This is a genomic window from Fodinicurvata halophila (assembly GCF_042651425.1).
GTDB classification, from domain to species: Bacteria; Pseudomonadota; Alphaproteobacteria; order Kiloniellales; family DSM-21159; genus Fodinicurvata; species Fodinicurvata halophila.
Genome location: NZ_JBHSCW010000011.1, coordinates 177,555 through 200,706 on the forward strand (window position 1 = coordinate 177,555; position 23,152 = coordinate 200,706).

At 63.6% G+C, this 23,152-nt stretch carries 23 protein-coding genes; 9 read left to right on the top strand and 14 right to left on the bottom strand.

The genetic code is table 11. The features are described 5' to 3' along the window. Nucleotides 1-4: 4 nt before the first annotated feature. Both glpD and ACFOW6_RS17020 read right to left on the bottom strand, forming a co-directional pair. Nucleotides 5-1,552, bottom strand: a complete 1,548-nt coding sequence (gene glpD, locus ACFOW6_RS17015) for a glycerol-3-phosphate dehydrogenase (protein ID WP_382423627.1) — start codon at nt 1,550-1,552, stop codon at nt 5-7. Between the two features lie 137 nt (nt 1,553-1,689). Next, a complete protein-coding gene (locus ACFOW6_RS17020; RefSeq protein ID WP_382423628.1) occupies nt 1,690-2,454 on the bottom strand; it encodes a DeoR/GlpR family DNA-binding transcription regulator in 765 nt (254 codons plus the stop codon). A gap of 181 nt (nt 2,455-2,635) precedes the next feature. Between ACFOW6_RS17020 and ACFOW6_RS17025 the strand changes: the two genes are divergently transcribed. After that, a complete protein-coding gene (locus tag ACFOW6_RS17025) occupies nt 2,636-3,397 on the top strand; it encodes a class I SAM-dependent methyltransferase (RefSeq protein ID WP_382423629.1) in 762 nt (253 codons plus the stop codon). 94 nt (nt 3,398-3,491) lie between these two features. Beyond that, nucleotides 3,492-4,619, top strand: a complete 1,128-nt coding sequence (locus ACFOW6_RS17030) for a CaiB/BaiF CoA transferase family protein (protein WP_382423630.1) — start codon at nt 3,492-3,494, stop codon at nt 4,617-4,619. Between the two features lie 26 nt (nt 4,620-4,645). On the opposite strand, the gene ACFOW6_RS17035 is transcribed toward ACFOW6_RS17030, so the two are convergent. Further along, nucleotides 4,646-5,725: an endonuclease/exonuclease/phosphatase family protein gene (locus ACFOW6_RS17035; protein WP_382423631.1), complete on the bottom strand. Its 1,080-nt coding sequence runs from the start codon at nt 5,723-5,725 to the stop codon at nt 4,646-4,648. A gap of 274 nt (nt 5,726-5,999) precedes the next feature. Here ACFOW6_RS17035 and ACFOW6_RS17040 point away from each other — a divergent pair, with 274 nt between their 5' ends. The 3 genes from ACFOW6_RS17040 (at nt 6,000) to ACFOW6_RS17050 (ending at nt 9,187) form a co-directional block, all read left to right on the top strand. Beyond that, on the top strand, nt 6,000-7,424 hold the full coding sequence (locus ACFOW6_RS17040; RefSeq protein WP_382423632.1) for an FAD-binding oxidoreductase: 1,425 nt from the start codon (nt 6,000-6,002) through the stop codon (nt 7,422-7,424). 100 nt (nt 7,425-7,524) lie between these two features. Beyond that, complete coding sequence (acuI, locus tag ACFOW6_RS17045) at nt 7,525-8,493, top strand: acrylyl-CoA reductase (NADPH) (protein WP_382423633.1); 969 nt, start codon at nt 7,525-7,527, stop codon at nt 8,491-8,493. Nucleotides 8,494-8,536: 43 nt separating this feature from the next. After that, a complete protein-coding gene (locus tag ACFOW6_RS17050; protein WP_382423634.1) occupies nt 8,537-9,187 on the top strand; it encodes a dioxygenase family protein in 651 nt (216 codons plus the stop codon). A gap of 18 nt (nt 9,188-9,205) precedes the next feature. On the opposite strand, the gene ACFOW6_RS17055 is transcribed toward ACFOW6_RS17050, so the two are convergent. Further along, entirely contained in the window at nt 9,206-9,724 is a 519-nt protein-coding gene (locus ACFOW6_RS17055; RefSeq protein WP_382423635.1) for an Lrp/AsnC family transcriptional regulator, read from the bottom strand. Nucleotides 9,725-9,864: 140 nt separating this feature from the next. Between ACFOW6_RS17055 and ACFOW6_RS17060 the strand changes: the two genes are divergently transcribed. After that, the gene (locus ACFOW6_RS17060) at nt 9,865-10,881 is read left to right on the top strand and encodes a 1-aminocyclopropane-1-carboxylate deaminase (protein ID WP_382423636.1); all 1,017 of its coding nucleotides are present in this window, start codon (nt 9,865-9,867) and stop codon (nt 10,879-10,881) included. A gap of 2 nt (nt 10,882-10,883) precedes the next feature. Here ACFOW6_RS17060 and ACFOW6_RS17065 read toward each other — a convergent pair whose 3' ends face one another. From ACFOW6_RS17065 to ACFOW6_RS17080, 4 genes are all read right to left on the bottom strand, one after another. Further along, on the bottom strand, nt 10,884-11,723 hold the full coding sequence (locus ACFOW6_RS17065; RefSeq protein WP_382423637.1) for an ABC transporter permease: 840 nt from the start codon (nt 11,721-11,723) through the stop codon (nt 10,884-10,886). 9 nt (nt 11,724-11,732) lie between these two features. Beyond that, nucleotides 11,733-12,617, bottom strand: a complete 885-nt coding sequence (locus tag ACFOW6_RS17070) for an ABC transporter permease (RefSeq protein ID WP_382423638.1) — start codon at nt 12,615-12,617, stop codon at nt 11,733-11,735. A gap of 3 nt (nt 12,618-12,620) precedes the next feature. Then, complete coding sequence (locus ACFOW6_RS17075) at nt 12,621-13,691, bottom strand: ABC transporter ATP-binding protein (protein WP_382423639.1); 1,071 nt, start codon at nt 13,689-13,691, stop codon at nt 12,621-12,623. Nucleotides 13,692-13,778: 87 nt separating this feature from the next. Beyond that, nucleotides 13,779-14,930, bottom strand: coding sequence for an extracellular solute-binding protein (locus ACFOW6_RS17080; RefSeq protein WP_382423640.1), 1,152 nt, complete (start codon nt 14,928-14,930; stop codon nt 13,779-13,781). A gap of 188 nt (nt 14,931-15,118) precedes the next feature. Here ACFOW6_RS17080 and ACFOW6_RS17085 point away from each other — a divergent pair, with 188 nt between their 5' ends. Next, entirely contained in the window at nt 15,119-15,985 is an 867-nt protein-coding gene (locus ACFOW6_RS17085) for an NAD(P)-dependent oxidoreductase (protein ID WP_382423641.1), read from the top strand. Between the two features lie 63 nt (nt 15,986-16,048). On the opposite strand, the gene ACFOW6_RS17090 is transcribed toward ACFOW6_RS17085, so the two are convergent. Beyond that, complete coding sequence (locus ACFOW6_RS17090) at nt 16,049-16,990, bottom strand: DMT family transporter (RefSeq protein WP_382423642.1); 942 nt, start codon at nt 16,988-16,990, stop codon at nt 16,049-16,051. 104 nt (nt 16,991-17,094) lie between these two features. Between ACFOW6_RS17090 and ACFOW6_RS17095 the strand changes: the two genes are divergently transcribed. Then, a complete protein-coding gene (locus ACFOW6_RS17095; protein ID WP_382423643.1) occupies nt 17,095-17,961 on the top strand; it encodes a LysR family transcriptional regulator in 867 nt (288 codons plus the stop codon). A gap of 85 nt (nt 17,962-18,046) precedes the next feature. Then, complete coding sequence (locus tag ACFOW6_RS17100) at nt 18,047-18,808, top strand: ADP-ribosylglycohydrolase family protein (protein ID WP_382423644.1); 762 nt, start codon at nt 18,047-18,049, stop codon at nt 18,806-18,808. 12 nt (nt 18,809-18,820) lie between these two features. On the opposite strand, the gene ACFOW6_RS17105 is transcribed toward ACFOW6_RS17100, so the two are convergent. The 5 genes from ACFOW6_RS17105 to ACFOW6_RS17125 form a co-directional block, all read right to left on the bottom strand. Beyond that, a complete protein-coding gene (locus tag ACFOW6_RS17105; protein WP_382423645.1) occupies nt 18,821-19,471 on the bottom strand; it encodes a class I SAM-dependent methyltransferase in 651 nt (216 codons plus the stop codon). Further along, nucleotides 19,468-20,283, bottom strand: a complete 816-nt coding sequence (locus ACFOW6_RS17110; protein WP_382423646.1) for an undecaprenyl-diphosphate phosphatase — start codon at nt 20,281-20,283, stop codon at nt 19,468-19,470. Before ACFOW6_RS17110 ends, ACFOW6_RS17105 begins: the two co-directional genes overlap by 4 nt. Before the next feature lie 114 nt (nt 20,284-20,397). Then, nucleotides 20,398-21,120: a spermine/spermidine synthase domain-containing protein gene (locus ACFOW6_RS17115; RefSeq protein WP_382423647.1), complete on the bottom strand. Its 723-nt coding sequence runs from the start codon at nt 21,118-21,120 to the stop codon at nt 20,398-20,400. A 125-nt stretch (nt 21,121-21,245) separates the two neighbouring features. After that, nucleotides 21,246-22,235, bottom strand: a complete 990-nt coding sequence (locus ACFOW6_RS17120; RefSeq protein WP_382423648.1) for a cyclase family protein — start codon at nt 22,233-22,235, stop codon at nt 21,246-21,248. Nucleotides 22,236-22,363: 128 nt separating this feature from the next. Continuing rightward, a complete protein-coding gene (locus tag ACFOW6_RS17125; RefSeq protein ID WP_382423649.1) occupies nt 22,364-23,110 on the bottom strand; it encodes an SDR family oxidoreductase in 747 nt (248 codons plus the stop codon). Nucleotides 23,111-23,152 lie beyond the last annotated feature (42 nt).

Here is a 23,152-nt window from a genome sequence, read left to right on the forward strand (position 1 = left end):
CCTTCTACCCCTTGGCCTGCTTCGGCTGACTCTCCCGCTCTGCCAGCCGGCTTTCCATCCAGTTCTCCAGAGCGCCGGCGTCCTCCACGTTGAAACGAAGCCCCAATTTGCTGCGGCGCCAGAGGATGTCCTCGGCACAACGGGCCCACTCCTCCTGCATCAGGAAGACCACTTCACGCTCGTACAGGTCCGCACCGAAGTGCTGGCCCATGTCCGCAAGCTCCCTGGCGTCCCCAAGCATGACCCGTGTGCGTGTGCCATAGGAGCGTGTCAGGCGCCGTGCCCAGGAGTCCGTCAGGAAAGGGTACTCCTGTCTCAGCGTGTGCGTAAGCCTTGCGCTCTCGCCAACAGCGAAATCGCCGCCGGGCAGGGTGGCCGAGGCCGTCCAGTCACCGGACAGTCCCTGGAGATGCGACGAAAGTTTCTGCAAGGCATGCTCAGCCAGCTTACGGTAAGTCGTGATCTTGCCGCCGAAGACATTCAGCAAGGGCGGTCGAGTTCCCTCTCCATCATCCAGGGACAGCACATAGTCCCGCGTGGCCTGCTGGGCCTGTCCGGCCCCGTCGTCATAAAGCGGACGCACGCCGGAATAGCTGTGCACCACATCATCCGTGGTGATCGGCCTCTGCAGGTATTCACTGACAGCCGCGACCAGATATTCCGTTTCGCTGCTGGATATCCGCACCTCGCCCGGATCCTCGTCGAAGTCCTCGTCCGTCGTGCCGATCAGGGTGAAATCCTGTTCATAGGGGATGGCGAATACGATGCGCCCGTCGGAATTCTGGAAGATATAGGCGCGGTCGTGCTCGAACAGCCGTGGAACCACGATATGGCTGCCCTTGACCAGACGTGTGCGTTCCGAACTGTTCACGTGCAGGCGCTGGCTCAGCACCTCCGAAACCCACGGGCCAGCCGCATTCACCAGGCTGCGGGCGCGCAGGCTGCGCTTGTCTCCCGTCTGCCTGTCCATGACCTCGACGTTCCAGGCTCCTTCGTGCCGTTCGGCCGAGTTACACACAGTGCGCGGGCAGAGTTCCGCTCCATGCCTCAGAGCATCCAGGGCATTGAGCACCACCAGCCGCGCATCGTCGACCCAGCAGTCCGAATACTCGAAGCCGCGCATGTATTCCTCTTTCAGCGGCTCTCCGACGGGCGAGCGACGCAGATCGAGCGACGCGGTGCCCGGCAGGATCTTGCGTCCGCCCAGATGGTCGTAGAAGAACAGCCCCAGACGGATCAGCCACGCCGGACGCAGGCCCTTGTGGTGGGGCAGCACGAAGCGCAGCGGCCAGATGATGTGCGGCGCGGCGCGCAGCAGCACCTCGCGCTCGATCAGCGCCTCACGCACCAGCCGGAATTCATAGTATTCGAGATAGCGCAGACCGCCGTGGATCAGCTTGGTGCTGGCCGACGAGGTCGCACCGGCGAAATCACCCTGTTCGCAGAGAAAGACACGGGCACCCCGACCTGCCGCATCGCGCGCAATGCCACAGCCGTTTATACCACCGCCAATAATGGCAAGGTCGTAGATTTCGGGTGATGCCTCCGCCAAGGACGTCCCTGCTCCCTGATTTTATTTGATTATTTTTATTTTCGTATCTTATTGAAGTGAACAATATCCGAAAATAAACGAACCTTCAATTGAAGAATGCCACCAAACCTCCAATCGCGGACAGGCCGGGGCACAGATCATTGAGCGGTGTCCACCCTGACCCCTGACTCCTCGCAGATCCGTCGCAGGCCGGCAGGCGGCATCTCGTCGGTGATCAGGCGGTCGACCTGCGAGATATGCCCGATCCGCACCGGAGCGCTGCGCGAGAACTTCATGTGGTCGACCACCAGGAAAACCGTGCGCGCGTTCTCGATAATGGCCTGGGAAACCCGGACCTCGCGATAGTCGTAGTCCAGCAGGTCCCCTTCCTCCTCGATGGCCGAGGCGCCGATCACGGCATAGTCCACCTTGAACTGCCGTATGAAGTCGGTGGCCTGCTCTCCCACGATGCCGCCGTCCGAATGCCGCAGCACGCCACCGGTCACGATCGTCTCGATTTCGGGCTGGGTGTAGAGGATATTGACGACGTTGATATTGTTGGTGATGGCCATCAGGCCACGATGCCCCGACAGCGCCCGCGCCACTTCCTCGGTCGTGGTCCCGATGTTGATGAAAAGAGAGCAGTTGTCGGGGATCAACTCCGCGGCACGCCGGGCAATGCGCTGCTTCTCCTCGGAGGCCAGGATACGCCGCGCCTCGTACTTCACGTTCTCGATGCCCGTCGCCAGCACGGCCCCGCCGTGCACCCGCTTGAGCAGGCGTTGCTCGCAGAGCTCGTTCAGATCCCGGCGGATGGTTTGCGGGGTCACGGAAAAATGAGCCGCCAGATCCTCCACCGTGACGCGTCCCGAATCCCGCGCGCGGTCCAGAATCTGCTCCAGTCGGAGGGTCAGGTTCTGCAAGGACGTCTCCCTTTTCGTTTATGTTCGTTTTCCGGGCAGACAGAATACATGAACTTTCGGTTTTGCAAAGCGGCTCATCCGCCTCGAAGATCTTTGCCGCGGCACAGGGCCGTTCGCGGATTGACAGCCCGCCTTCCTGGACGGACCTTGATCCGAACTTGACGCAGGAGAACGAAGCCCCATGGACAGGCCGGGCACACAGGACTGGAACGCCGAAGACTATCAGCGCGATGCCGCTTTCGTCGCACGCCTGGGACAAGGGGTCGTGGACCTGCTGGCTCCACAGGCCGGGGAAAGAATTCTTGACCTGGGCTGCGGGGACGGCGCGCTGACCGAACAGCTCGTGGCCAGCGGCGCCGAGATCGTCGCCGTCGACGCGTCCGAGGACATGGTTGCGGCCAGCCGCACCCGCGGCCTGGACGCGCGGCGGATGGACGGACACAGCCTTGCCTTCGACCAGCGCTTCGATGCCGTCTTCACCAACGCCGCCCTGCACTGGATGACCGAACCGGACCGGGTCCTCGCGAGCGTGGCTGGAGTATTGCGGACAGGCGGACGCTTCGTCGGCGAATTCGGCGCGCATGGCAACGTGGCCGCTATCCGGGCGGCTCTGCACGAGGCCCTTTCCCGCCGTGGGGACGATCCGCTTGCGCTCAGTCCCTGGTATTTTCCTTCACCCGCAGCCTATGCCAGCAAACTGCGCAATCACGGATTCCGAGTCATGGAGATTGCCAGCTTTGCCCGCCCGACGCCCCTGCCCGGCGCACTCCATGCCTGGCTGGAGATATTCGCCCAGTCCTTCCTCGCCCCGCTTTCCGAAAACGAGCGCACCGCGGTGCTGGCCGAGGTGGCAGAGCGCCTGCAGCCTATCCTGTGCGACGAGACGGGCACCTGGACCGCGGATTACGTGCGCCTGCGCTTTGCCGCGGTGCTGGAAGGCTGACGGAAGCCTGATACCCCCGGGGGTTTGAACTTGCCGGAAAAATCCCCGATGTTCCCCTCAGTCGAAGTTACAGATGGAAGAAGCGGTTCTCATCATGCCCAAGGATCTTGAAGGTCTTCTCGTCGTCACGCTCGAACAGGCGGTCGCTGCTCCCTACGCCTCGTCCCGCCTGGCCGATGCCGGAGCGCGCGTCATCAAGCTGGAACGCGAGGAAGGCGACTTTGCACGCCGCTATGATCGCTGCGTCAACGGCCTGAGCGCCTATTTCGTCTGGCTCAACCGTGGCAAGGAATCCGTGCGCTTCAACCTCAAGGATCCTGAGGACCAGAAGCTCCTGCACAATCTCCTCAGCCGGGCCGACGTGTTCATCCAGAACCTCGCGCCCGGTGCGACGGAACGTGCCGGCTTCGGCACCAAGAGCCTGCGCGAGCGCTATCCCCAGCTGATCACCTGCGACATCAGCGGCTACGGGATGGATGGTCCCTATCGGGACATGAAGGCCTACGACCTTCTGGTTCAGGCGGAAACGGGACTGGCCAACATAACCGGCACGCCGGACTCCGGAGCAAGGGTGGGCGTATCCGTCAGTGACATCGCCGCCGGCATGTATGCCCAACAGGCGATCCTGCAGGCCCTGTTCGCGCGGGAACGCGGCAAGGGCGGACGCAGCATCGAGGTTTCGCTCTATCACAGCACCTCCGACTGGATGAACGTACCCTACCTGCAGCATCACTACGGCAAGGCCACGCCGAAGCGCGAGGGACTGCGCCACCCCACCATCGCCCCGTACGGGGTCTACGGATGCCGCGACGGCAAGAGCGTCCTCATCGCCATACAGAACGAGCGCGAATGGAAAAGCCTCTGCGAGAACGTCCTGGAGCGCCCCGATATCACCGAGGATCCGCGTTTTGCCAGCAACCCGGAGCGTGTCACCAATCGCCAGGCCCTGGACGAGGTCATCACTGCGGTCTTCTCGCAGCTGGACCGCGAACAGGCGATCGCGAAGCTGACCGGCGCCAAGGTCGCCTATGGTAAGCTTTCCACCATGGAGGACGTGGTCACCCACCCGCAGAACCGCTTCGTGCGCGTGGAAACCTCTGCCGGAGAGGTGAACCTGCTGGCGCCCCCGCCGATCACCCCTGAATTCGAGGAAAGTTACGGGCCCGTCCCGGAACTCGGCGCGGACGATACCCGCGTCCGCGAGGAATTCTCCGGCAGCTAGATCCCGCTGATCGAGGAATGCAGGTTTTACTCCTCTTTCTCAGCCTCCCGTCCTTCCTCGATGGTTTCGCGCGCTTCCTTCTGGTCCTCCGGCTCGGCATCGGGAGAGTTCGACTGCCCCTCGTTGGCGGGCTGATGACAGAGTTCGACCAGAATGGGGAAATGGTCCGAGCCCACGGGCTCCAGACGGCTCATGCGCAGCAGCGTGAAATCCGGACTGAAGAATACGTGATCGATGGGCCAGCGCAGGATGGGCCACTGCGCATGATAACTGGAATAGAGACTGCGCCCGATCCTGGGGTCGAGCAGTCCGCTCAGTTCCTGGAACAGCCGGGTCGTGTCCGACCAGGCCACGTCGTTGAGATCTCCTGCAACGATGGCCGGGACATCCACCTCCCGCGCTTCACGGCCCACCAGGACGAGTTCCGCATCGCGCTCCTCGGTATCCTGCTTCGGCTCCGGCGGCCGCGGATGCAGCCCGTAGAACACGACCTCGACCCCCGAGGGCAGGCGCACTCCGGAATGGATCGACGGCACCTCTTCCTCGACCAGCCTGCGCACCTGCGGCTCGATCAGGTCCAGCCGCGAGAAGAGGAGCAATCCGTACTTGTTCTCCTGCGGCTGGGCCACGACCTCCTTGTACTCTTCCTCCAGGGGCGCCATCGCCTCGGCCCACCAGCCGTTGGTCTCGATCAGCAGCAGCAGATCGGGCGCGTATTCACCAACCCGATCCAGCACGGCCTGGCTGTCGCGATTGTCCTGCAGGACGTTGGATATCATCAGGCTGAGACGGCTGTCCTCGGAACACTGCCCCTGCCTGGCCGAGACGGCCTGTTCCGGCCAAAGGCCCGTATAGGGCAGCATACGTGCCGACTGATAGACGAGGCAGGCGAGCACCGCTCCTGCCAGGAACCAGAATCGCCGCTGGTGCCAGTCAAAGGCGGCAAGGCAGAGCAGGAAGACAAGGGCCAACAGGGCTGCCAGTTGCATTCGGGGAAAGTCGAATATGCGGATCCACCAGGCCTCACCTGGAAAAAAGGGCAACAGCGTCGCAACAGCCAGGAACAGGCCCAGTCCCCAGAGCACGGAACGCAGCAAAATCACCATCGATCCTTGTCCTCCAGCTTCTTGCCACTTGAAGGCTAGTGTTCTGCCCCAGAACGGCAAGCGGGAAAGCCCCCTGTCCGGTGACAAAGTCATGAGCGTGTGTGCGCCCTCGAAACGGGCAGGAAGATCGGGTCACAACCCGTTCCTTTCGGCCTGTGGCTGGACAACCTCGCACCTGCAAACGGCAACGCCCTTGCAGGAAGCGCCCATCGAGCGGACAATTCGAGGAAATCGAAGACACACCCGGACGAAATACCTTTAGGGAAGGCGAGACATGACTTCACTGGAGCTGCAACGCACGAACCTTCCGGAGGGCCTCGAGGAGCTGCTGGGTCCGAAGGGCCTGCTGACGGGCGAAGAGGCCCGGGAATACGGCCGTGACTTCATGGGGGAAGTGGACAATGCCCCTCTGGCCGTTCTGCGCCCGGAAACCACCGAACAGGTGGCCGAAGCGCTGCGCCTCTGCACCGAACATGGCCTTTCGGTTATTCCCCAGGGCGGACGCACCGGTCTGACGGGGGCCGGTGTTCCGTCTCGCCCGGATCACGAGGTCATTCTCTGCCTGGCACGCATGAACAAGGTGCGCTGGCTGGACGAGAAGAACCATGCCATGGCGGTGGACGCCGGCTGCATCCTGGCGGACGTCCAGAAGGCGGCCGCTGACGCCAACCGCCTCTTCCCGCTCAGCTATGGGGCGGAAGGCTCCTGCCAGATCGGCGGTTCGATCTCGACCAACGCCGGCGGCACGGCCGTTCTACGCTACGGCAACACACGCGACCTGATCCTGGGCCTGGAAGTCGTTCTGGCCGATGGCACCGTCCTCGACATGATGCGCGCCCTGCGCAAGGACAACACGGGCATCGACCTGAAGCAGCTCTTCATCGGCTCCGAAGGCATCCTGGGCGTCGTGACCGGGGCGGTCCTGAAACTCTATCCGGCCGTGGCCGAACGCGAATGCGCGCTTCTGGCCTTCCCCTCCCTGCCGGCTGTCATGAAAAGCTTCGCCATCGCCCGGGAAAGCACGAACGACCGGCTCTCGGCGTTCGAGATGATGCCCCAGAACGGCATCACGCTGGCCTGCAACCGCGTTCCCGATGTCGTGGATCCCGTCGAGGGGGATTACCCCTGGTATGCCCTGCTTGAGGTCTCCGCCAGCAAGGAAGGCTCCGGCCTGTTTGAAATGCTGGAAGGGCTGATCGAGCGCCTGATGGAGGAAGGTCTGGTGGTCGACGGTACGGTCTCCAGCAATGAAGGCCAGCGCGCCCAGCTCTGGCGCATTCGTGAAGCCCTTGTCGAAGCCCACAACGACATGCCGCACCTGCTCAAGCATGACGTTTCGGTCCCCATCTCCGACATGGCCGACTTCATCGAAACCGCGATCGAAAAAGTACAGGCCATCGCCCCGGACGCCATGCTGATCGCCTTCGGACACGTCGGCGACGGCAATGTGCACTTCAACATATGTCACGACCTGGACACTCCCGATGGCAGCCTGGCCACCCGTCACAAGGAGGTCACCTGGGCGGTCTATGATCTGGTGCAGGAGTATCGCGGCAGTTTCTCGGCCGAGCACGGCGTCGGGTCCATGAAGCGCGATGCCCTGCGCCGCTATCGCAGCGAGGCCGAGCTCGCCGTCATGGAGAAGCTGAAGACGGCCCTGGATCCGCAAGGCCTGTTGAATCCGGGCAAAGTGATCTAGGCCTCGCTGCCAGCAGATTTGCCGGTGGCTTAAAGCTACGCTATCGTCCCACCTGTCCATTGCCAGCAAACGGGAGGATTTCGCCATTCGTGCCCTGCTATTGACCCGCGACGAGGACAAGAAGACCCACGCCGAGATCACAGAGGTGGACGAGACGGACCTGCCCGAGGGCGACGTTCTGGTCGACGTGACGTACTCCACCCTCAACTACAAGGACGGCCTGGCGATCACCGGCAAGGGACCGGTGGTGCGCAGCTTTCCCATGATTCCCGGCGTCGACTTCGCCGGCGTCGTGGCGGAGAGCAGCCATGGTGACTTCAAGCCCGGCGACGAGGTCATCCTGACCGGATGGGGCCTGGGGGAAGAGCGTTGGGGTGGCTATGCGGAACGCGCACGGGTCCAGGGGGACTGGCTTGTACCGCTGCCCAAGGGCATGACGCTCGCCCAGGCCATGGCCGTCGGCACGGCCGGCTTCACGGCCATGCTTTGCGTCATGCGGCTGGAGGAACTTGGGCTCAAGCCCGAGAATGGCCCGGTCCTGGTGACCGGCGCCTCCGGCGGCGTCGGCAGCGTGGCCGTCAGGTTGCTGGCCGGGCGCGGCTTCCAGGTCAGCGCCATGACCGGCCGTGTTTCGGAATCGAGTTATCTCAACGCATTGGGGGCAAGCGAGGTGATCGATCGCGCCCCCTATGGCGAACCCGGCAAACCCTTGCAGAAAGGTGTCTGGGCCGGCGCCGTCGACACTGTGGGCGGACAGATTCTGGCCAATGTCCTGGCCAGCGCTCGCCAGGACGGACTGGTGGCCGCCTGCGGATTGGCGGCCAGCATGGACCTGCCGACCACGGTGGCGCCCTTCATCCTGCGCAACATCACCCTGGCCGGTGTGGAAAGCGTCTATACGCCGCGCCATCTGCGCCTGAAGGCCTGGGAGAACCTGGCCCGGGAACTGGATGCGGAGGCCCTGGAACGGATCAGCCACACGGTCGGCCTGTCCGAGGTGATCCCGGCGGCCGAGAAGATCCTGGCCGGCAAGGTGCGTGGACGGCTGATCGTCGATATCGCAGCGTGAAACGGCGTCGCCTTTCGGGCGGGGCGCCGGAAAGGACGAGAGCATGGCATATTTGACGAGGCGGATTTTCCTGCTAAGCGGGCCATTGGCCCTCGCCGGAGCAGCCTTCGGCACGCGCCTGCCTGCCTTGGCAGGCACAGCTCCGGAAGGTTTGACGCCGAGCCAGACCGAGGGGCCCTTCTATCCCGACTCCCTGCCGGCCGAGCGTGACAACAATCTCGTCCGCCTCGCCGAGGCGGACAGCAGGGCCGAGGGCGAGATCCTGGAACTGCAGGGCCGGGTCCTGGATGCGGACGGCACTCCCTTCCCGGAATGCCGCATCGAGATCTGGCAGGCCGATGCCGGGGGACGCTATCTGCACAGCGGCGATGACAGGGAGGGTGCACGCGATCCTCTTTTCCAGGGTTACGGCACCACCCGCAGCGACAGCGAGGGCCGCTACGGCTTTCGCACCATTCGCCCCGTGCCCTATGGCTCGCGCACGCCCCACATCCATTTCAAGGTCCATCCCCCGGAGGGAGAGACCCTGACCACCCAGATGTACGTGGCCGGCGAACCCCTGAACGGGGAGGACTGGATCTACAGCCGGCTCAGCGAAGCGGAAAAGGCACGCCTGAGCGTGGAGCTGAAGGCCCTCGATGACGAGGACGGCACACGCTGGGCAGGCCACTTCCCCATTGTCCTGCCGCGCTGAACGCAACCGGAGTGCGCCCTATTCCTCGATCTGCACGGCCGTGTCGTACTTCACCCGGCGCAGGGTGAAACTGGTGCGGAATCGCCGGATGTTGTGCTCACGCGCCAGGACGTCGCGCACGAAGTCGTTGTAGTGCTCCATGTCGCGGCAGGAGACCAGCAGCAGGTAGTCGCTCTCGCCCGAGATGAAATAGCATTGCTGCACCTCGGGCTGCGTGGAGATGTGGCGCTCGAACGCGGCCAGCGCATCCTCGCGCTGGCGGTCCAGTTCGACGCTGACGAAGGCAATCAGGGCATGACCGGTCTTCGCGGTGTCCACCAAGGCCACGTCGCGCAGGATGTAGCCTTCCTGCCGCAGGCGCTTGACCCGACGCGAACAGGGCGCCGGCGAGAGACCGACCCGTTGGGCCAATTCCTCGTTGGTCATCCGCGCATCGCGTTGCAGGAGGTTGAGAATCCGACGGTCGATCCGATCCAGGGCCGAGAGCGCGCGCTCGCTTTCCTGCACCTTATTGCGTGGACGGGCTTCCTTGTTCATTCCGATTGCTCATTGCTCGTGGGAAAAGGCAATCTAGGGCAAGAAACATGACAAAGAAAGCAGGGAATTCATGATTGATTGCGCATAGACTGGCTTTCTCGATATCAGGTTTCGCATACAAGGCTTCCGGAGATATTCAGATGAAATTCGAGCAGTTCAAACGCCATCCGCTGACCTTCGGTCCCACGCCCGTCGAACCCCTCCCTCGGCTCAGCGCCCACCTGGGCGGAAAGGTGGAGATCTGGGCCAAGCGCGAGGACTGCAACAGCGGCCTCGCCTTCGGTGGCAACAAGGTGCGCAAGCTGGAATACCTGGTGCCGGATGCACTCGAACAGGGCTGCGACACGCTGGTGACCATCGGCGGCATCCAGTCGAATCACACCCGTCAGGTCGCCGCGGTGGCGGCGAAACTGGGGATGAAGTGCCGCCTGGTGCAGGAGCACTGGGTCGACTGGAACGACGCCGTCTATGACCGCGTGGGCAATATCCAGATGAGCCGCATCATGGGCGCCGAGGTGGAACTGGTAAACGCCGGCTTCGACATCGGCATTCGCGAAAGCTGGGAAAACGCGCTGGAAGACGTGCGTCAGCGCGGTGGCAAGCCCTATGCCATACCCGCCGGTGCTTCGGATCACAAGCTGGGCGGCCTGGGCTTCGTCGGCTTCGCCGAAGAGGTCCGCCAGCAGGAGGCCGAACTGGGCTTCCAATTCGATTACATCGTCGTCTGCGCGGTCACCGGCAGCACCCAGGCCGGCATGGTGGCCGGCTTCGCCGCCGACGGCCGTGCCAACCGCGTGATCGGCATCGACGGCTCGGCCGAGCCTGCGAAGACCCGAGACGCTGTCCTGCGCATCGCACGCAGCACGGCCGACCTGGTCGATCTGGGGCGTGCCATTGAAGACGAGGAGGTCGTGCTCGACACCCGCTATGCCTATCCCGCCTATGGCCTGCCCTCCGCGGAAACCCTCGCGGCCATACGCCTCTCGGCACAGCTCGAGGGCATGATGACCGACCCGGTCTATGAAGGAAAATCCATGCAGGGCATGATCGACATGATCCGGCACGAGGAATTTCCGGAGGGCGCGCGTGTGCTCTACGCCCACCTGGGCGGCGTGCCCGCCATCAACGGCTACAGCTATCTCTTCAAGGACGGCTGAGACTATATCCTGGCCTCCTCGGCCAGCAGGGCCGCCCTGCGCCGGGCGTTGGCACGGGCCTCCTCGCGCCGACGCGCCAGTTCGTAGAAGACGGCCGCGACGATGGTGGTGCAGACCAGGATCAGGCCCAGGGCGTTTACCGCCGGGGTCACGCCGGTGCGCACCTTCGAAGCGATGTAGACCGTCAGCGTGGTGTCGAAGCCGCGCACGAAGACCGTGGTGTTGTAGTTCTCGAAGGACTGCAGGAAGGCGATCAGGCAGCCCGCAAGGATGGCGGGCATCAGGAAGGGCAGTGTGACCCGGCGGAAGGCCTGCCAATGCGTGGCGCCCAGGTCCAGGGCCGCCTCCTCCTGCGCGCGCTCGAAACGCTGCAGACGTGCCAGCACCATCAGCATGACATAGGCAGCGATGAAGGTGGATTGCGCCAGGATCATCAGGAAGACGCCGCCGCTGACTCCGCGCGTCTGCCAGAAGATCAGCGTCGAGATGCCGATGATCACCCCCGGCGTCAGCAAGGGGGAGACCATGACGCCGTAGATGAAGGTCTTGGCCCGGGTACGGAGTTCGTTCAGCAACAGGGCACCGGAGACTCCGATCGGCACGGCCACGCAGATCACGCCCAGGCCGACCACCAGGCTGGTCCAAAGCGCAGTCCACATCTGCGCGTCCTCGGCCAGCACGCCAAACCACTGAAGGGTCGTGCCTTCCCAGGGCGTTATGGTGGGAAAGCGGCTTTCGTTGAACGTGGCCGCGCTCATCAGGGTGAGTGGCAGCAACAGGTAGGTAAAGAAAACCGCCAGGTAGCCGCGGACGAACCAGGTGAGGATGCGATCGGAAGTCATGCCCATCCCCTACTTCGCTATATCGTCCAGCTCGACGCGGAAGAGCCTGAGCGCCGCGAAGATGAAGCCAAGGCAGAGCACCAGCAGGATGAAGGCGTAGGCCGCCCCCTGGTTCCAGTTCCCGCCCTCGAAGAACCAGTTGTAGATGATCTGGGTGAACCAGCGGCTGCCCGGAGAGCCGAGCAGGGCCGGCACGGCATAGGAGCCGGCCGCCAGCATGAAGGTCATGATGCAACCTGTGGCAATCCCGGGCTTGGCATGCGGGATCACCACACGCCAGTGAATGCGCCACACCGGGGCCCCAAGATCGCGGGCGGCTTCCACCTGGTTGCGGTTGAGGGATTCCAGCGCATTGTACAGTGGGAAGACCATGAAGAGAATATAGGCGTAGACCATGCCGATGATGACGCCGCCGTCGCCCGAAAGGTAGCGGATCGGCTGGTCGATCAGGCCCAGGTAGCCGAGGATCTGGTTGAGCGGCCCGTTGTAGGCCAGGATGATCCACCAAGCGAAGGTGCGCAGGATCTCGTTGATCCAGAAGGGAATGACCAGCAGCAACACGAAGAAGGAAGCCTGCCGGCCACGCGCCAGTTGCGCCAGGAAATAGGCCACGGGATAGCAGACCACCAGGGTAATGAACGTGACCAGCGCACTGGCCCAGATGGTCTTGAAGAAGATCGCTCGGTGGATCTCGTTGTCCGCCAGGGTGAGATAATTGGTCAGCGTGTAGCTGTCGTCCGGCCCACCGCGCAGGGTCGGCGGCAGGTTGGGCCGGAAGGAATAGTCGATCATGACCAGCTGCGGACCGACCACCATGACCATGATCCAGAGCAACGTGATCAGCATGATGACGCTGGTCAGCGTCAGGCCGTAGCGCTGCAGGACCGCCTGCACGATTCAGCCCTCCACCAACAGGACGGCATCTTCCGCATGGAAGCTGAAGGCTACCCTGCGTCCGACTGACAGATCCGGGGTCGAGGCCGTGTTCTGGAGTTGCGCCATCAACAGCTGTTCTCCGCTGCGCGCCTCGAGCTGGAAATAGGCGCCCTCGAAGCCGCGGCGGGTGATCTCTGCCTCCAGGCGATTGCCCTCGTTCTCCGATCCGTTCATGTACAAGCGTTCCGGCCGCACGAACAGCATCGCCTCGGCGCCTTCGGAAAGGTCCCTGACGTTACGTGCCCGAAGTGCGCCGAAGGATGTTTCCAGAACGGCCAGCTCTCCCTCGCGGGCCCGAACGCGGCCGGGAATACGGTTGTTCTCGCCCACGAAGGTGGCGGCGAAATAGCTGTGCGGCTCGTCATAAAGGCGATCCGGGGTATCCACCTGTTCGATCCGGCCCGTGTTCATCACCGCCACTCGGTCCGACATGGTCAGTGCCTCGCCCTGATCGTGGGTGATGTAAATGAAGGTGACGCCCGTCTTCTTCTGTATGGCGCGCAATTCACTGCGCATGTGCTGGCGCAGCTTCAGGTCCAGGGCCGAGAGCGGCTCGTCCAGCAGCAGCACCGAGGGCTCCACCGCCAAGGCTCGGGCGATGGCCACGCGCTGGCGCTGTCCGCCCGAGAGTTCCGAGACTTTCTTCTCCGCCTGCCCGGTCAAGGCGATCAGGTCCAGCAGTTCGTCCGCTTTCCGGCGCCGCTGGGCCTTCGACCATCCCTGGACTTCGAGCCCGAAGGCAATGTTCTCCCAGACTGGCATCAGGGGAAACAGGGCCAGATTCTGGAAGATCATGGCGGTGGGTCGCTTGTTCGGTCCGCGTCCCCGCATATCCTGGTCACCGATCAGGACCTGCCCCTCGCTGGGCTCCAGGAAGCCAGCCACCACCCGCAGCAGGGTCGTCTTGCCGCAGCCTGACGGTCCCAGGAACGAGAAGAACTCGCCGGCCTGTATCTCCAGGCTGACGTTGTCCACGGCCGTGAAGTCTCCAAAGCGCACACTGACGCTTCGCAGTTCCACACCCTGCGTCATGAGTCTCTCCCGAACACCTCTGTCTGCGTCCTCTCGAATAAACTGCGCTCCGGAGGCGCCCATACGTCTCCGGATCCGCAGCCGTTATCATGCCGCAAGGAAGCGTTCGGCATACTCGTTGCGCTTGGAGATGAACCAGGCATCCTGGACCGGCCAGGCCCAGAGCTTGTCCAGCGCATCCTCGGGATAGGCGTAGGCGAAGAATTCGCGGTTGAAGTCGTCGAGGTGCTCCTCGGCGCCCTTCACCGTGGTGTTGATCTTCGTCTCGTTGGCGTACATGGCCCCCACTTCCGGTGTGTAGTACCAGTTGATGAAGGCTTCCGCCTGTTCGATATTCTCGGCCCCCGACAGCATGCCGAAGCCCTCGATCCACATCAGTGCGCCCTCCTTCGGCGCCAGATAGCGGATGGGCATGCCCTCGTCCCAAAGACGCGCTCCGGTGGAATCCCACGTCTGGCCGATCACGCACCCGTTGGTGCGGAACGCACCCTGGGCCTCGTTCTCGTTGTTCCAGAACTGGGCGATGCTGCCTTTGTTCTTGATCGCCTCCTCCAGGATGATGTCGTAGTTGGCAGCCATCTTCTCCTCGTCGGCGAAACATTCGCGCATGCTGTGAGGCAGGCGCCCCTCGTCCTGCAGCCAGAGACCTATGCCCACCAGGCCGGAATGGCCGCGCAGGGTGACGAAACCGGAATAATCCGGATTCCACAGATCGCCGTAACTGGCGCTGCCGTACTCCAGCGGCGCCTCGTCCTTGTTGAAGGACAGCGCCTCCGTGCCCCAGTCCGTGGGTGCCACATAGCGCTCGCCGCCGACCATGCCGCCACCCTCGTCGGCGCCGTTCAGGTTGCCGGCAATGACCTGGTCGAAGTCGATATTGTTTGTGTTGAGCGGCGAGAGAAGCCCCTCCTCGACATACTGGGGCACGCGATCGATGGTCGGCATGATCAGGTCGAAACCGCTGGCCTGGTTGGCGCGGACCTGATTCATCTGCTCCTCGTTGGAGCCGAATTCCACACGGGTTACCTCGATTCCGGTCTTGTCGGTGAAATCGGCCAGCATGTCGTCGCTGAAGTAACCGGCCCAGCAATAGACCCGCACCTCACCCGAGGAAGACAGCGCCCGCGGGCTGATGATGGCCGGAGCAGCAAGCACCGCGGCCCCTGCGGCCGCGGACTTCATGACCTGGCGACGTGTAAACCCCGGCCTCTGCCCTGTGGTTGCGATCTGCTTTTTCATTCTTCTTTTTCCTTTTCTGGAAGCCTCATTCAAGGTGATCGGATTCAAGCCTACACCAGGAATGTTACAAGCGTCATTACACCAAAGGGTGTAGTTATCAACCAGAAATCCTCGCCTTGCCGGTCGAAAGCAAAGCCTCTACCCTTGGCTATCTTCAATCGAAACCATGGAAACGGGGGGAAACCGAGATGACAAAACTGGCGTTCCTGGGACTTGGGGTAATGGGCTATCCCATGGCGGGACACCTGGCCAAGGCGGGCCACGAGGTCCGCGTCTACAACCGTACAGCCGAGAAGGCGTCCAAGTGGACCCAGGAGCATGGCGGCAGCAGCGGCAAGACGCCGGCGGAAGCCGCAGCGGACGCGGATATCGTCTTCATGTGCGTGGGCAACGATGACGATGTGCGCACCGTGGTCTACGGCGATGACGGCGCCCTGGCCGGCATGAAGAGCGGCGCGATCCTGGTCGACCATACGACCGCCTCGGCAGAGCTGGCCCGCGAACTCGAGAAAGCCTGCAAGGCCGAGGGCAAGGGGTTCCTGGACGGACCCGTGTCCGGTGGACAGGCCGGTGCCGAGAACGGCGCCCTGACCATCATGGTCGGAGGAGACGAAAAGCCCTTCGAGAGCGCCAAGAGCGCCATGGATTGCTATGGCCGTGCCGTGACCCTGATGGGCACAGCCGGCTCCGGCCAGTTGACCAAGATGGTCAACCAGATCTGCATCGCCGGCCTGGTCCAGGGCCTGGCCGAGGGCGTGAACTTCGCCCAGAAGGCCGGCCTGGATTGTGAGAAGGTCTTCGATGTCATCGGCAAGGGCGCGGCCCAATCCTGGCAGATGGACAACCGGCACAAGACCATGCTGGAGGACAAGTTCGACCACGGTTTTGCCGTCGATTGGATGCGCAAGGATCTGAATATCGCTCTGGCCGAAGCCCAGCGCAACGGCTCCCAGCTGCCGGTCACGGCCCTGGTCGACCAGTTCTATGCCGCCATCCAGGGCATGGGCGGTGGCCGCTGGGATACCTCCAGCCTGCTGCGCAACCTCAAGGACTGAAGCCGACGAATCACCCGGGCCGCGGCACACGGCAGCGGTCCGGGTGCGTCGGAGTGGAAGGCGTCACGCCTGCTCGGGCTGGCGATTGGCAAGGATGACACCACCCAGGATCGCCGCGCCCCCAGCCGCGAAGCGCCAGTCCAGATCTGCCGCGCCCAGCGCAACCAGCGCACCGGAGGCAATGAACGGCACGGCATAGGCAAGCGCGCCTACCATCCGGGCCGGGCCGCGCCGCACCCCGTAGGCCCAGGCCACGAACGCCAGGCCATAGGGACCGGCCCCGATCACGGCACAGATGACAAGCGTTTCAAGGCTCAACGGCCACTGTGCCGTCTCAAAGCCCAGATGAATCAGCAGAGCGAGGAGCGCACCCAGGCCGAAAACCCGTGGCCAGGCGCGTGGTCCGAGCGTCACGCCATGACGCAGGACAAGCGAATAGCCGACCCAGCAGAGCCCGCTGAGCAGTCCGGCGAGATATCCCGTCGCCTGCCCCCAGGAGAAACCGCTCGCTGACAACGAGCCCGCCGCAGTCCCCTGATCGAGCACCATTGTCGTGGTGCCGGCGAAAGCGAGCGTGCAGCCGGCGAGAACCAGCGGACCGACACGTCCCTGCCGCAGGATCTCGCTCGCCGCCACGAACATGAGCGGCCAAGTGTAGGTCACCAGCGTAACCCGCTCGGGCGGCGCCCAGTCCAGTCCCAGGAAATAGAACCCGATCGCCCCCACCAGCAGGGCCGCGAGCAGAAGGCCGCGGGTGAAGGGCAAGGCCGCAGCCTCTGTCCCGGCCGTGGCCCTGGCCCCCTCTCCGAGACCTGCACACAGCCGTGCGACCCCTGCCGCACAGGCCAGCGCGATCGCCGCCGTCTGCAACGGTGGCACCTGGGCCACCTGCTCACGCAGGACAGGCAGCAGGCCCCACAGCACCACGGCAAAGAGCGCCGCAGAGAATGCAATCGTTTCACTAGGGTTGTATCGATCGAGAATACGCTGATAACCTTGCCGCATGGTCGGCCATACTCCTGGTTTTTCGGGAAGTTCTGCACCTCAGATAGCCGGGAGTATCCGATCGTTCAAATCCATAGTTTTGATGAAACTCATCGTGTTTTGTGATGGCAAATCAACTGCGAAGTACCTTTGATCTCGACCTGCTCAGAATCTTCCTCGCTGTCCTCGACACGGGCGGGTTCACGGCGGCCGCACGCGCCTTCAACACCACCCAGTCCACCGTCAGCATGCAGATCCGCCGCCTGGAAACCCAACTGGACGCCCCACTGTTCCGGCGCCTCGGGCGGCAAGTCGAACCGACCCCTACAGGCGAACGGTTGCAGGCTTATGCGCGCCAGCTCCTGACTCTCAACAACCAGGCCTGGAATGACCTGACGAGCGGAGAGCCCTCCGGTCGGGTCCGGCTGGGCGTGCCGGACGACTACGCCTTCTACCTTCCGGAGATCATTCGCAGCTTTCGCGAGCAGTACCCGGCCGTCGACCTGCAGCTCACCTGCGACCTGTCGGTGAGCCTGATGCGCCGGCTGGAGGCCGGCACGCTGGACCTCGCCCTGGTCACGCGCCATCCGCGCACACCGGGCGGCGAGGTGTTGCGCCGGGAGCCACTGGTCTGGGTCAGCTCCAGCAGCCACCAGCCCGAGCAGGAGCCCGTCCTGCCGCTCTCGCTGTTTCCCCAGGACACCTGCGTTTTCCGCGAACGGGCACTTGCCGCCCTGGAAGAGACCGGACGCAGCTGGCGCGTGGCCTACACGAGCATGAGCCTGACGGGACAGCAGGCCATTGTCGGCGCCGGCCTTGCTGTCACCGTCCTGATCCCCAGTGTGATCAGCCCGGAACTGCGGATCGTGGAGGACGGGGAGCTGCCCGCACTGACGTCCGTGGAAATCGCCTTGCACCGGCGGGCCGGTCGGCCTTCCGAAGGTGTGCGGCGGCTCACCGAGATGATCCGCGAGCGTGTCGCTGCCCAATGAGCCATTGCCCGGTCTCCGCCGTCCGGGCGCTTGCTCTTGAATGAAGCCGCCGGCATCCTCACTCCTGGGACAAGGAGGAGAACTCATGCTGGGAGCAATCGCAGGCGATATCATCGGGTCCCGCTTCGAAGGCCATTCGAAACCACCCCAGGACTTCGCCCTCTGGCATGCCGACTGCCGCTTCACGGATGACAGTGTCTGCAGCCTGGCCGTGGCCGACGCCTTCCTGGACAGAGCCGATTATGCGCTGCGACTGCGGGATTTCGTACGCCGGCACCCCAACGCCGGGTACGGCGGCATGTTCATCCGCTGGGCCATGAGCGACAATGCCGGCCCCTACGGCAGCTGGGGCAACGGCGCCCCCATGCGCACAGCGGCCATCGGCTGGCTGGCGAACAGCGAGGAAGAGGTCCTCTACCAGGCGTCCGCCCAGGCGGCGGTCAGCCATGACCATCCCTCGGCCGTGACAGCTGCACAAGCCGTGGCGCTGGCCATCTTCCAGCTGCGCCGCGGCGAAAGCGGGGCCGCAGTCCAGGAGCGTCTCGTGCAGGACTTTGGCTACGATCTGAACCCGGAGCGTGCCCTCAAGAGCGGCGGCTTCGACGTTTCGGCCGCAGGGACCTTGCCACCGGCCCTGGCGGCCGCCTTCACGGCAGAAGACTGGGTGCAGGCCGTACGCACCGCCGTCTGCCTGGGCGGCGACACCGACACACTGGCCTGCATCACGGGCGCCGTTGCGGAAGCACTCCACGGCCTGCCGCAGGACGTGGGCGAAACGGCCCGCAGTCACCTTGCTCCTGATCTTCTGGAGGTCCTGCAGCGCTTCGAGAATGCCACGCAGCGATGACGGCCCTGCACCTCAGGGCACCTGCATCAGAGCCACATCCTTGACCGGAATCTCGCAACGCCATCCGTGCCGCGCCGCCAGGAACCTCAGGGTTTCAGCCTTGTAGAAGACCACATGGGTCGGATCGCGCCGGTAATGCCAATTGGCAAAGCGCGCATCCTCGGTCTGGAAACAGGTCATGATCCCCAGCCAGCCGCCCGGCTGCAGCAATCGCCCAAGACGTTCGAATTCCTCGGCCGGCGCATGGAAGTGCTCCACAACCTCCGGACAGGCCACGGCATCGTAGCGGGCTTCCAGCGCGCTCGGCTCTGCATGGAAGAAGGGATCATAGAGCTGCACCCGATGCCCGGATTCCTCAAGCATGGCTGCCAGCCCCGGACCGGGCCCACAGCCGTAGTCCAGCACCCGGGCCTGCTCGGGCAGCTTCTCGCGCAGCGGCTCGACCAGTTTCCCCAGGAAACGCCGATAGCGGGGGTCCTGCGGGTCATTGTGATGCTCGAGGTAACGCTCGCGTTCCGCAGCTGCGTCCGGCCGCTGCGCTGGATCCAGGAAGGTGGCCAGACAGTCCTTGCAGCGCCAATAGACCTGCGCTTCGAAACATCCGAAATAGTGCACCTGCCCCGAACGGCAGACGGGGCAAGCGGGAACCTCCTCTTCCTTCATCCGCCAATCAGCCCCAGGAACACCAGCAGTGCGAGGAACAATGCCAAACCGAGCCGATAGATGACAAAGGGCGTGAAGGAGGCCTGCTTCAACCAGGCCATCATGCCGGCAATGGCGGCCAGCGCACTGGCAAAGGCCAGCAGGCCGGCCAGTATCGCATCAGCCTGCAGCGCTGCGTCCCCTGAGCGCGCCAGATCGATGCCGGCCAGGGTTCCAGCAGCCAGCGTCGTGGGTATGGACAGCAACATGGAAAAGCGGGCCGCCTCGGTGCGCCGCAGTCCCAGGAACAGGGCCGCCGTAATGGTGATGCCCGAGCGGCTGACACCCGGCACCAGAGCCAGGGCCTGAGCCAGGCCGATGATAATCACCTCGCGCCAACCAAGCGCCGACACCGTGCCATCGGCCTTGTGGGCCCGCCAATCGGCGAGGGCCAGCAGCAGGCCGAAGCCCGCCGTCGTGCCGATGATCAGGGTTGTGCTGCGCAGCTCTGTGGCGATCAGGTCCTTCATCAGGAAGCCCGCGATCACCACGGGGATCGTCGCCGCCACAATCTGCAGGGCGAGACGCGAGTCCGGACCGTACCGCAGGCCCAGCACCTGGATGCCGCCCCGGATCAGGCGCAGGACATCGCGGTGGAAATAGGCGATGACGGCCAGCAGGGTGCCGACATGCACGGCCACGTCCATCAACAGGCCCTGGTCCTGCCACCCCGTCAGGACCGGAACGAGGATCAGGTGTGCGGAAGAAGAGATCGGCAGGAATTCGGTAATGCCCTGAACCAGGGCCAGAACCACGATCTGCAGTATATCCATCAGGTCGTTCCGCCCTCTCTCAATCCTTCGGTCATATCGCGTGCCTGCGCGCGCCGGTCATGACATATCCTGTCGCGGTCCCCAGGAAAAGCATCGACCGCAGAGTGCGCAAACCTATTCGCCTCCGGTCCGTGCCAAATAGACGCTCTGAGTGAAATTCTTGCCCTGCAGAGGATTGTGGAAGGTCACCGGTTCCGCGCGCGCCTGCGCAAAGACGGACGCCAAGCGTTCCGTGAAGGCCTCATCCGGCGGCTCATTGGACCAGAGCCCGAACACGCCGCCCGGGGAGAGCTGTGCCGCGAAACGCCTCAGTCCGTCCGGACCGTAGAAGTCCGCATTCTGCGGATCCAGCAGGAACTCCGGTGAATGATCGATATCCACCAGGATGGCATCGAAAGGGCGCTCGGGGGAGAGCCTGGAAAATCCATCCTCGGAGGTTGCCAACGCGAAAAAGTCGCCGTGGTGGAAGCTGCAGCGCGGGTCCGCGGCAAGTTCGGGGCCGAGCGGCACCAGACCCTGCTCGTGCCAATCGATCACGGCCTCCAACGCCTCGACCACGACCAGGCCGCTCACCTCCGGATGCTCCAGCACCGCCTTTGCGGTATGCCCAAGCCCCAGGCCCCCCACCAGGACCCTGGCATCCGACGTGTCGAGCTCGCCAAGGCCCAGATGTGCCAAAGCCACCTCGGAGGCGGTGAAGAGGCTGGACATAAGGAATTCCTCGCCCAGCTTGATCTCGAAGACATCCACGCCCAGGGAAAGCTCCCGGCGCCGGCGCAGGCTGAGGGCACCGATGGAGGTCGGGCGATAATCAAGCTCTTCGAAATAGAGGCTCAAGGTATAGCTCCAACAAGAACCCATTCCCGCATTGGGGATAGGCCACGCGCAACTGGAAGGCAATAAAAGACGACCCGGGCAAGCCTTCTGCCTGCCCGGGCCGGTCCTTTCAAGGCGGATGAAGCCTACCGGATCGCGGTCGGATTGATAACCGCCTGGACACCGCCGGTGAAGCGGGAGTGCCCCAGGACGAACATGAACTCCCAGGCCTCGTCGGCGGTGAGTTCCTCGGTCTTCATGTTCTCCAGGATATAGATGCCGTTCTTGGCGATCAGCTCCTGGTGCACCTCGAAGACACCGACGCCTTCCTCGAAGGGGATGACCTCGAGCCCCCAGGTATCGGCGCCGACGGCCAGGACATTCTTCTCGACCAGGTACTTGGCCCCGTCCAGACCCAGGCCCGGCTCGGCGGCGATATAGCGCTCGTCATCCTCGCCCACCAGCGACAGCCAGCCGGTGTGGAACAGCACCACGTCGCCCTCGCGGATCTCGACGCCCTGCTTCTCGGCCTGCGCCTCGATCTCTTCGCTGTTGAATACGGTGCCTTCGTTCAGCACGTCCTGGCCGAAGTGATCGGTCATGTCGAGCACGACGCCACGGGTGACGAAGTTGGGAATCTTCTCGATGCCCAGCTTCGTCAGACCGTCGGCCTGCACGAAATCACTGTTGTGGTGACAGTTGTAGTAGACGTTGTCGACACCGATATGGCCCAGGCCGTCGATCTGGGAGCCGGTGCCGACATAGCCCATGTAGATGTCGTCATTGTAGTTCATCTTGTTGGGACCAAGCCCAACGCCGCCCACCTGGCCGGGCTGGTTGATCACCAGAGCCCAGCTGCGCGGTCCGAAGGCCGGGGTCTCCGAGTTGGTTTCGGCCCCCAGGGAATAGGTCTTGCCGGTCTTGATCAGCTTGGCGGCCTCAAGCACCCGCTCTTCCGACAAGAGATTGGCGGCGCCGATCTCGTCCTCGGCGCCCCACTCGGACTGGCACCAGTCCGGCGCATCCGACGCATTGGCTGGCCAGTCCTGCTCATCGTCCTGGGCAAGTGCATTCGAAGCAACGAGACCCGCCGACACGATGACGGCAAAGGCCAAAGCAAACGGTTTTCCTGACATCCTTTCCTCCCATTCTTGAGATAGATACGGGAAAACCGTTTCGGGCCTTCCCTACTCGTGCTGTAACCGTCCAGAAACCATCAAAAACTGTCTTCCATCACTCTTCTTATGAACCAAGACAACTGACCTCAGACCGTGCGGCCGCCATCGACCTCGAACACGACGCCCGTGATGAAGTCCGCCTCCTCGGAGGCGAGGTAGAGGCAGGCATTGGCAATGTCGCGGGGTTCGGACATGCGGCCCAGGGGAATCGTGGAAACGAACTTCTCGCGATTTTCCGGTGTATCCGGCACGCCCATGAAACTCTCCAGCAGCCCCGTCGCCCCCATGACCGGCGCCACGCAGTTCACGCGAATCTTGTCCGGTGCCAGTTCGACGGCCAGGGAGCGTGACAGCAGGTTCACCGCCCCCTTGCTGGAGTTGTACCAGGTCAGGCCGGGACGCGGGCGAATGCCGGCCGTGGAGCCGATGTTGAGAATCACGCCGCCGCCGGCCTGCTTCATCACCGGCACAACGGCATTGGTCATGTGATAGATCGCCTTCACGTTGACGTTGTAGATGCGGTCGAACTCCTCCTCCGTCACCTCGAGGATCGGCTTGTTGCGGTGGGTCCAACCGGCATTGTTCACCACGATGTCCAGGCGACCGCCTTCCTTGGCCGTCTCGACGGCGCGCTCCACATCGTCGCTCTTGGTCACGTCGCCGGCAACCGCCTTCGTCCCCGAACCGATCTTCTCGGCCTGCTGCTCGGCGCCGTCCTTGTTGAGATCCATGATGGTCACCGTAGCGCCTTCGCGTGCGAAGACGGCAGCAATCTCGGCGCCAAAGCCGGAGGCGCCTCCAGTTATCAGAGCTGTCTTACCTTTCAGGCGCATGGCTTGTATCTCCCTTCTCATCTGTATGTCTTGCGTCTCGGT

Bases quoted from the DNA above. Each gene is read 5' to 3' on its own strand.
- ACFOW6_RS17025 (WP_382423629.1), top strand. From the start codon at position 2,636: ATGGACAGGCCGGGCACACAGGACTGGAACGCCGAAGACTATCAGCGC.
- ACFOW6_RS17030 (WP_382423630.1), top strand. From the start codon at position 3,492: ATGCCCAAGGATCTTGAAGGTCTTCTCGTCGTCACGCTCGAACAGGCG.
- ACFOW6_RS17035 (WP_382423631.1), bottom strand. From the start codon at position 5,725: ATGGTGATTTTGCTGCGTTCCGTGCTCTGGGGACTGGGCCTGTTCCTG.
- ACFOW6_RS17040 (WP_382423632.1), top strand. From the start codon at position 6,000: ATGACTTCACTGGAGCTGCAACGCACGAACCTTCCGGAGGGCCTCGAG.
- ACFOW6_RS17050 (WP_382423634.1), top strand. From the start codon at position 8,537: ATGGCATATTTGACGAGGCGGATTTTCCTGCTAAGCGGGCCATTGGCC.
- ACFOW6_RS17055 (WP_382423635.1), bottom strand. From the start codon at position 9,724: ATGAACAAGGAAGCCCGTCCACGCAATAAGGTGCAGGAAAGCGAGCGC.
- ACFOW6_RS17060 (WP_382423636.1), top strand. From the start codon at position 9,865: ATGAAATTCGAGCAGTTCAAACGCCATCCGCTGACCTTCGGTCCCACG.
- ACFOW6_RS17065 (WP_382423637.1), bottom strand. From the start codon at position 11,723: ATGACTTCCGATCGCATCCTCACCTGGTTCGTCCGCGGCTACCTGGCG.
- ACFOW6_RS17075 (WP_382423639.1), bottom strand. From the start codon at position 13,691: ATGACGCAGGGTGTGGAACTGCGAAGCGTCAGTGTGCGCTTTGGAGAC.
- ACFOW6_RS17080 (WP_382423640.1), bottom strand. From the start codon at position 14,930: ATGAAAAAGCAGATCGCAACCACAGGGCAGAGGCCGGGGTTTACACGT.
- ACFOW6_RS17085 (WP_382423641.1), top strand. From the start codon at position 15,119: ATGACAAAACTGGCGTTCCTGGGACTTGGGGTAATGGGCTATCCCATG.
- ACFOW6_RS17090 (WP_382423642.1), bottom strand. From the start codon at position 16,990: ATGCGGCAAGGTTATCAGCGTATTCTCGATCGATACAACCCTAGTGAA.
- ACFOW6_RS17095 (WP_382423643.1), top strand. From the start codon at position 17,095: ATGGCAAATCAACTGCGAAGTACCTTTGATCTCGACCTGCTCAGAATC.
- ACFOW6_RS17100 (WP_382423644.1), top strand. From the start codon at position 18,047: ATGCTGGGAGCAATCGCAGGCGATATCATCGGGTCCCGCTTCGAAGGC.
- ACFOW6_RS17105 (WP_382423645.1), bottom strand. From the start codon at position 19,471: ATGAAGGAAGAGGAGGTTCCCGCTTGCCCCGTCTGCCGTTCGGGGCAG.
- ACFOW6_RS17110 (WP_382423646.1), bottom strand. From the start codon at position 20,283: ATGGATATACTGCAGATCGTGGTTCTGGCCCTGGTTCAGGGCATTACC.
- ACFOW6_RS17120 (WP_382423648.1), bottom strand. From the start codon at position 22,235: ATGTCAGGAAAACCGTTTGCTTTGGCCTTTGCCGTCATCGTGTCGGCG.
- ACFOW6_RS17125 (WP_382423649.1), bottom strand. From the start codon at position 23,110: ATGCGCCTGAAAGGTAAGACAGCTCTGATAACTGGAGGCGCCTCCGGC.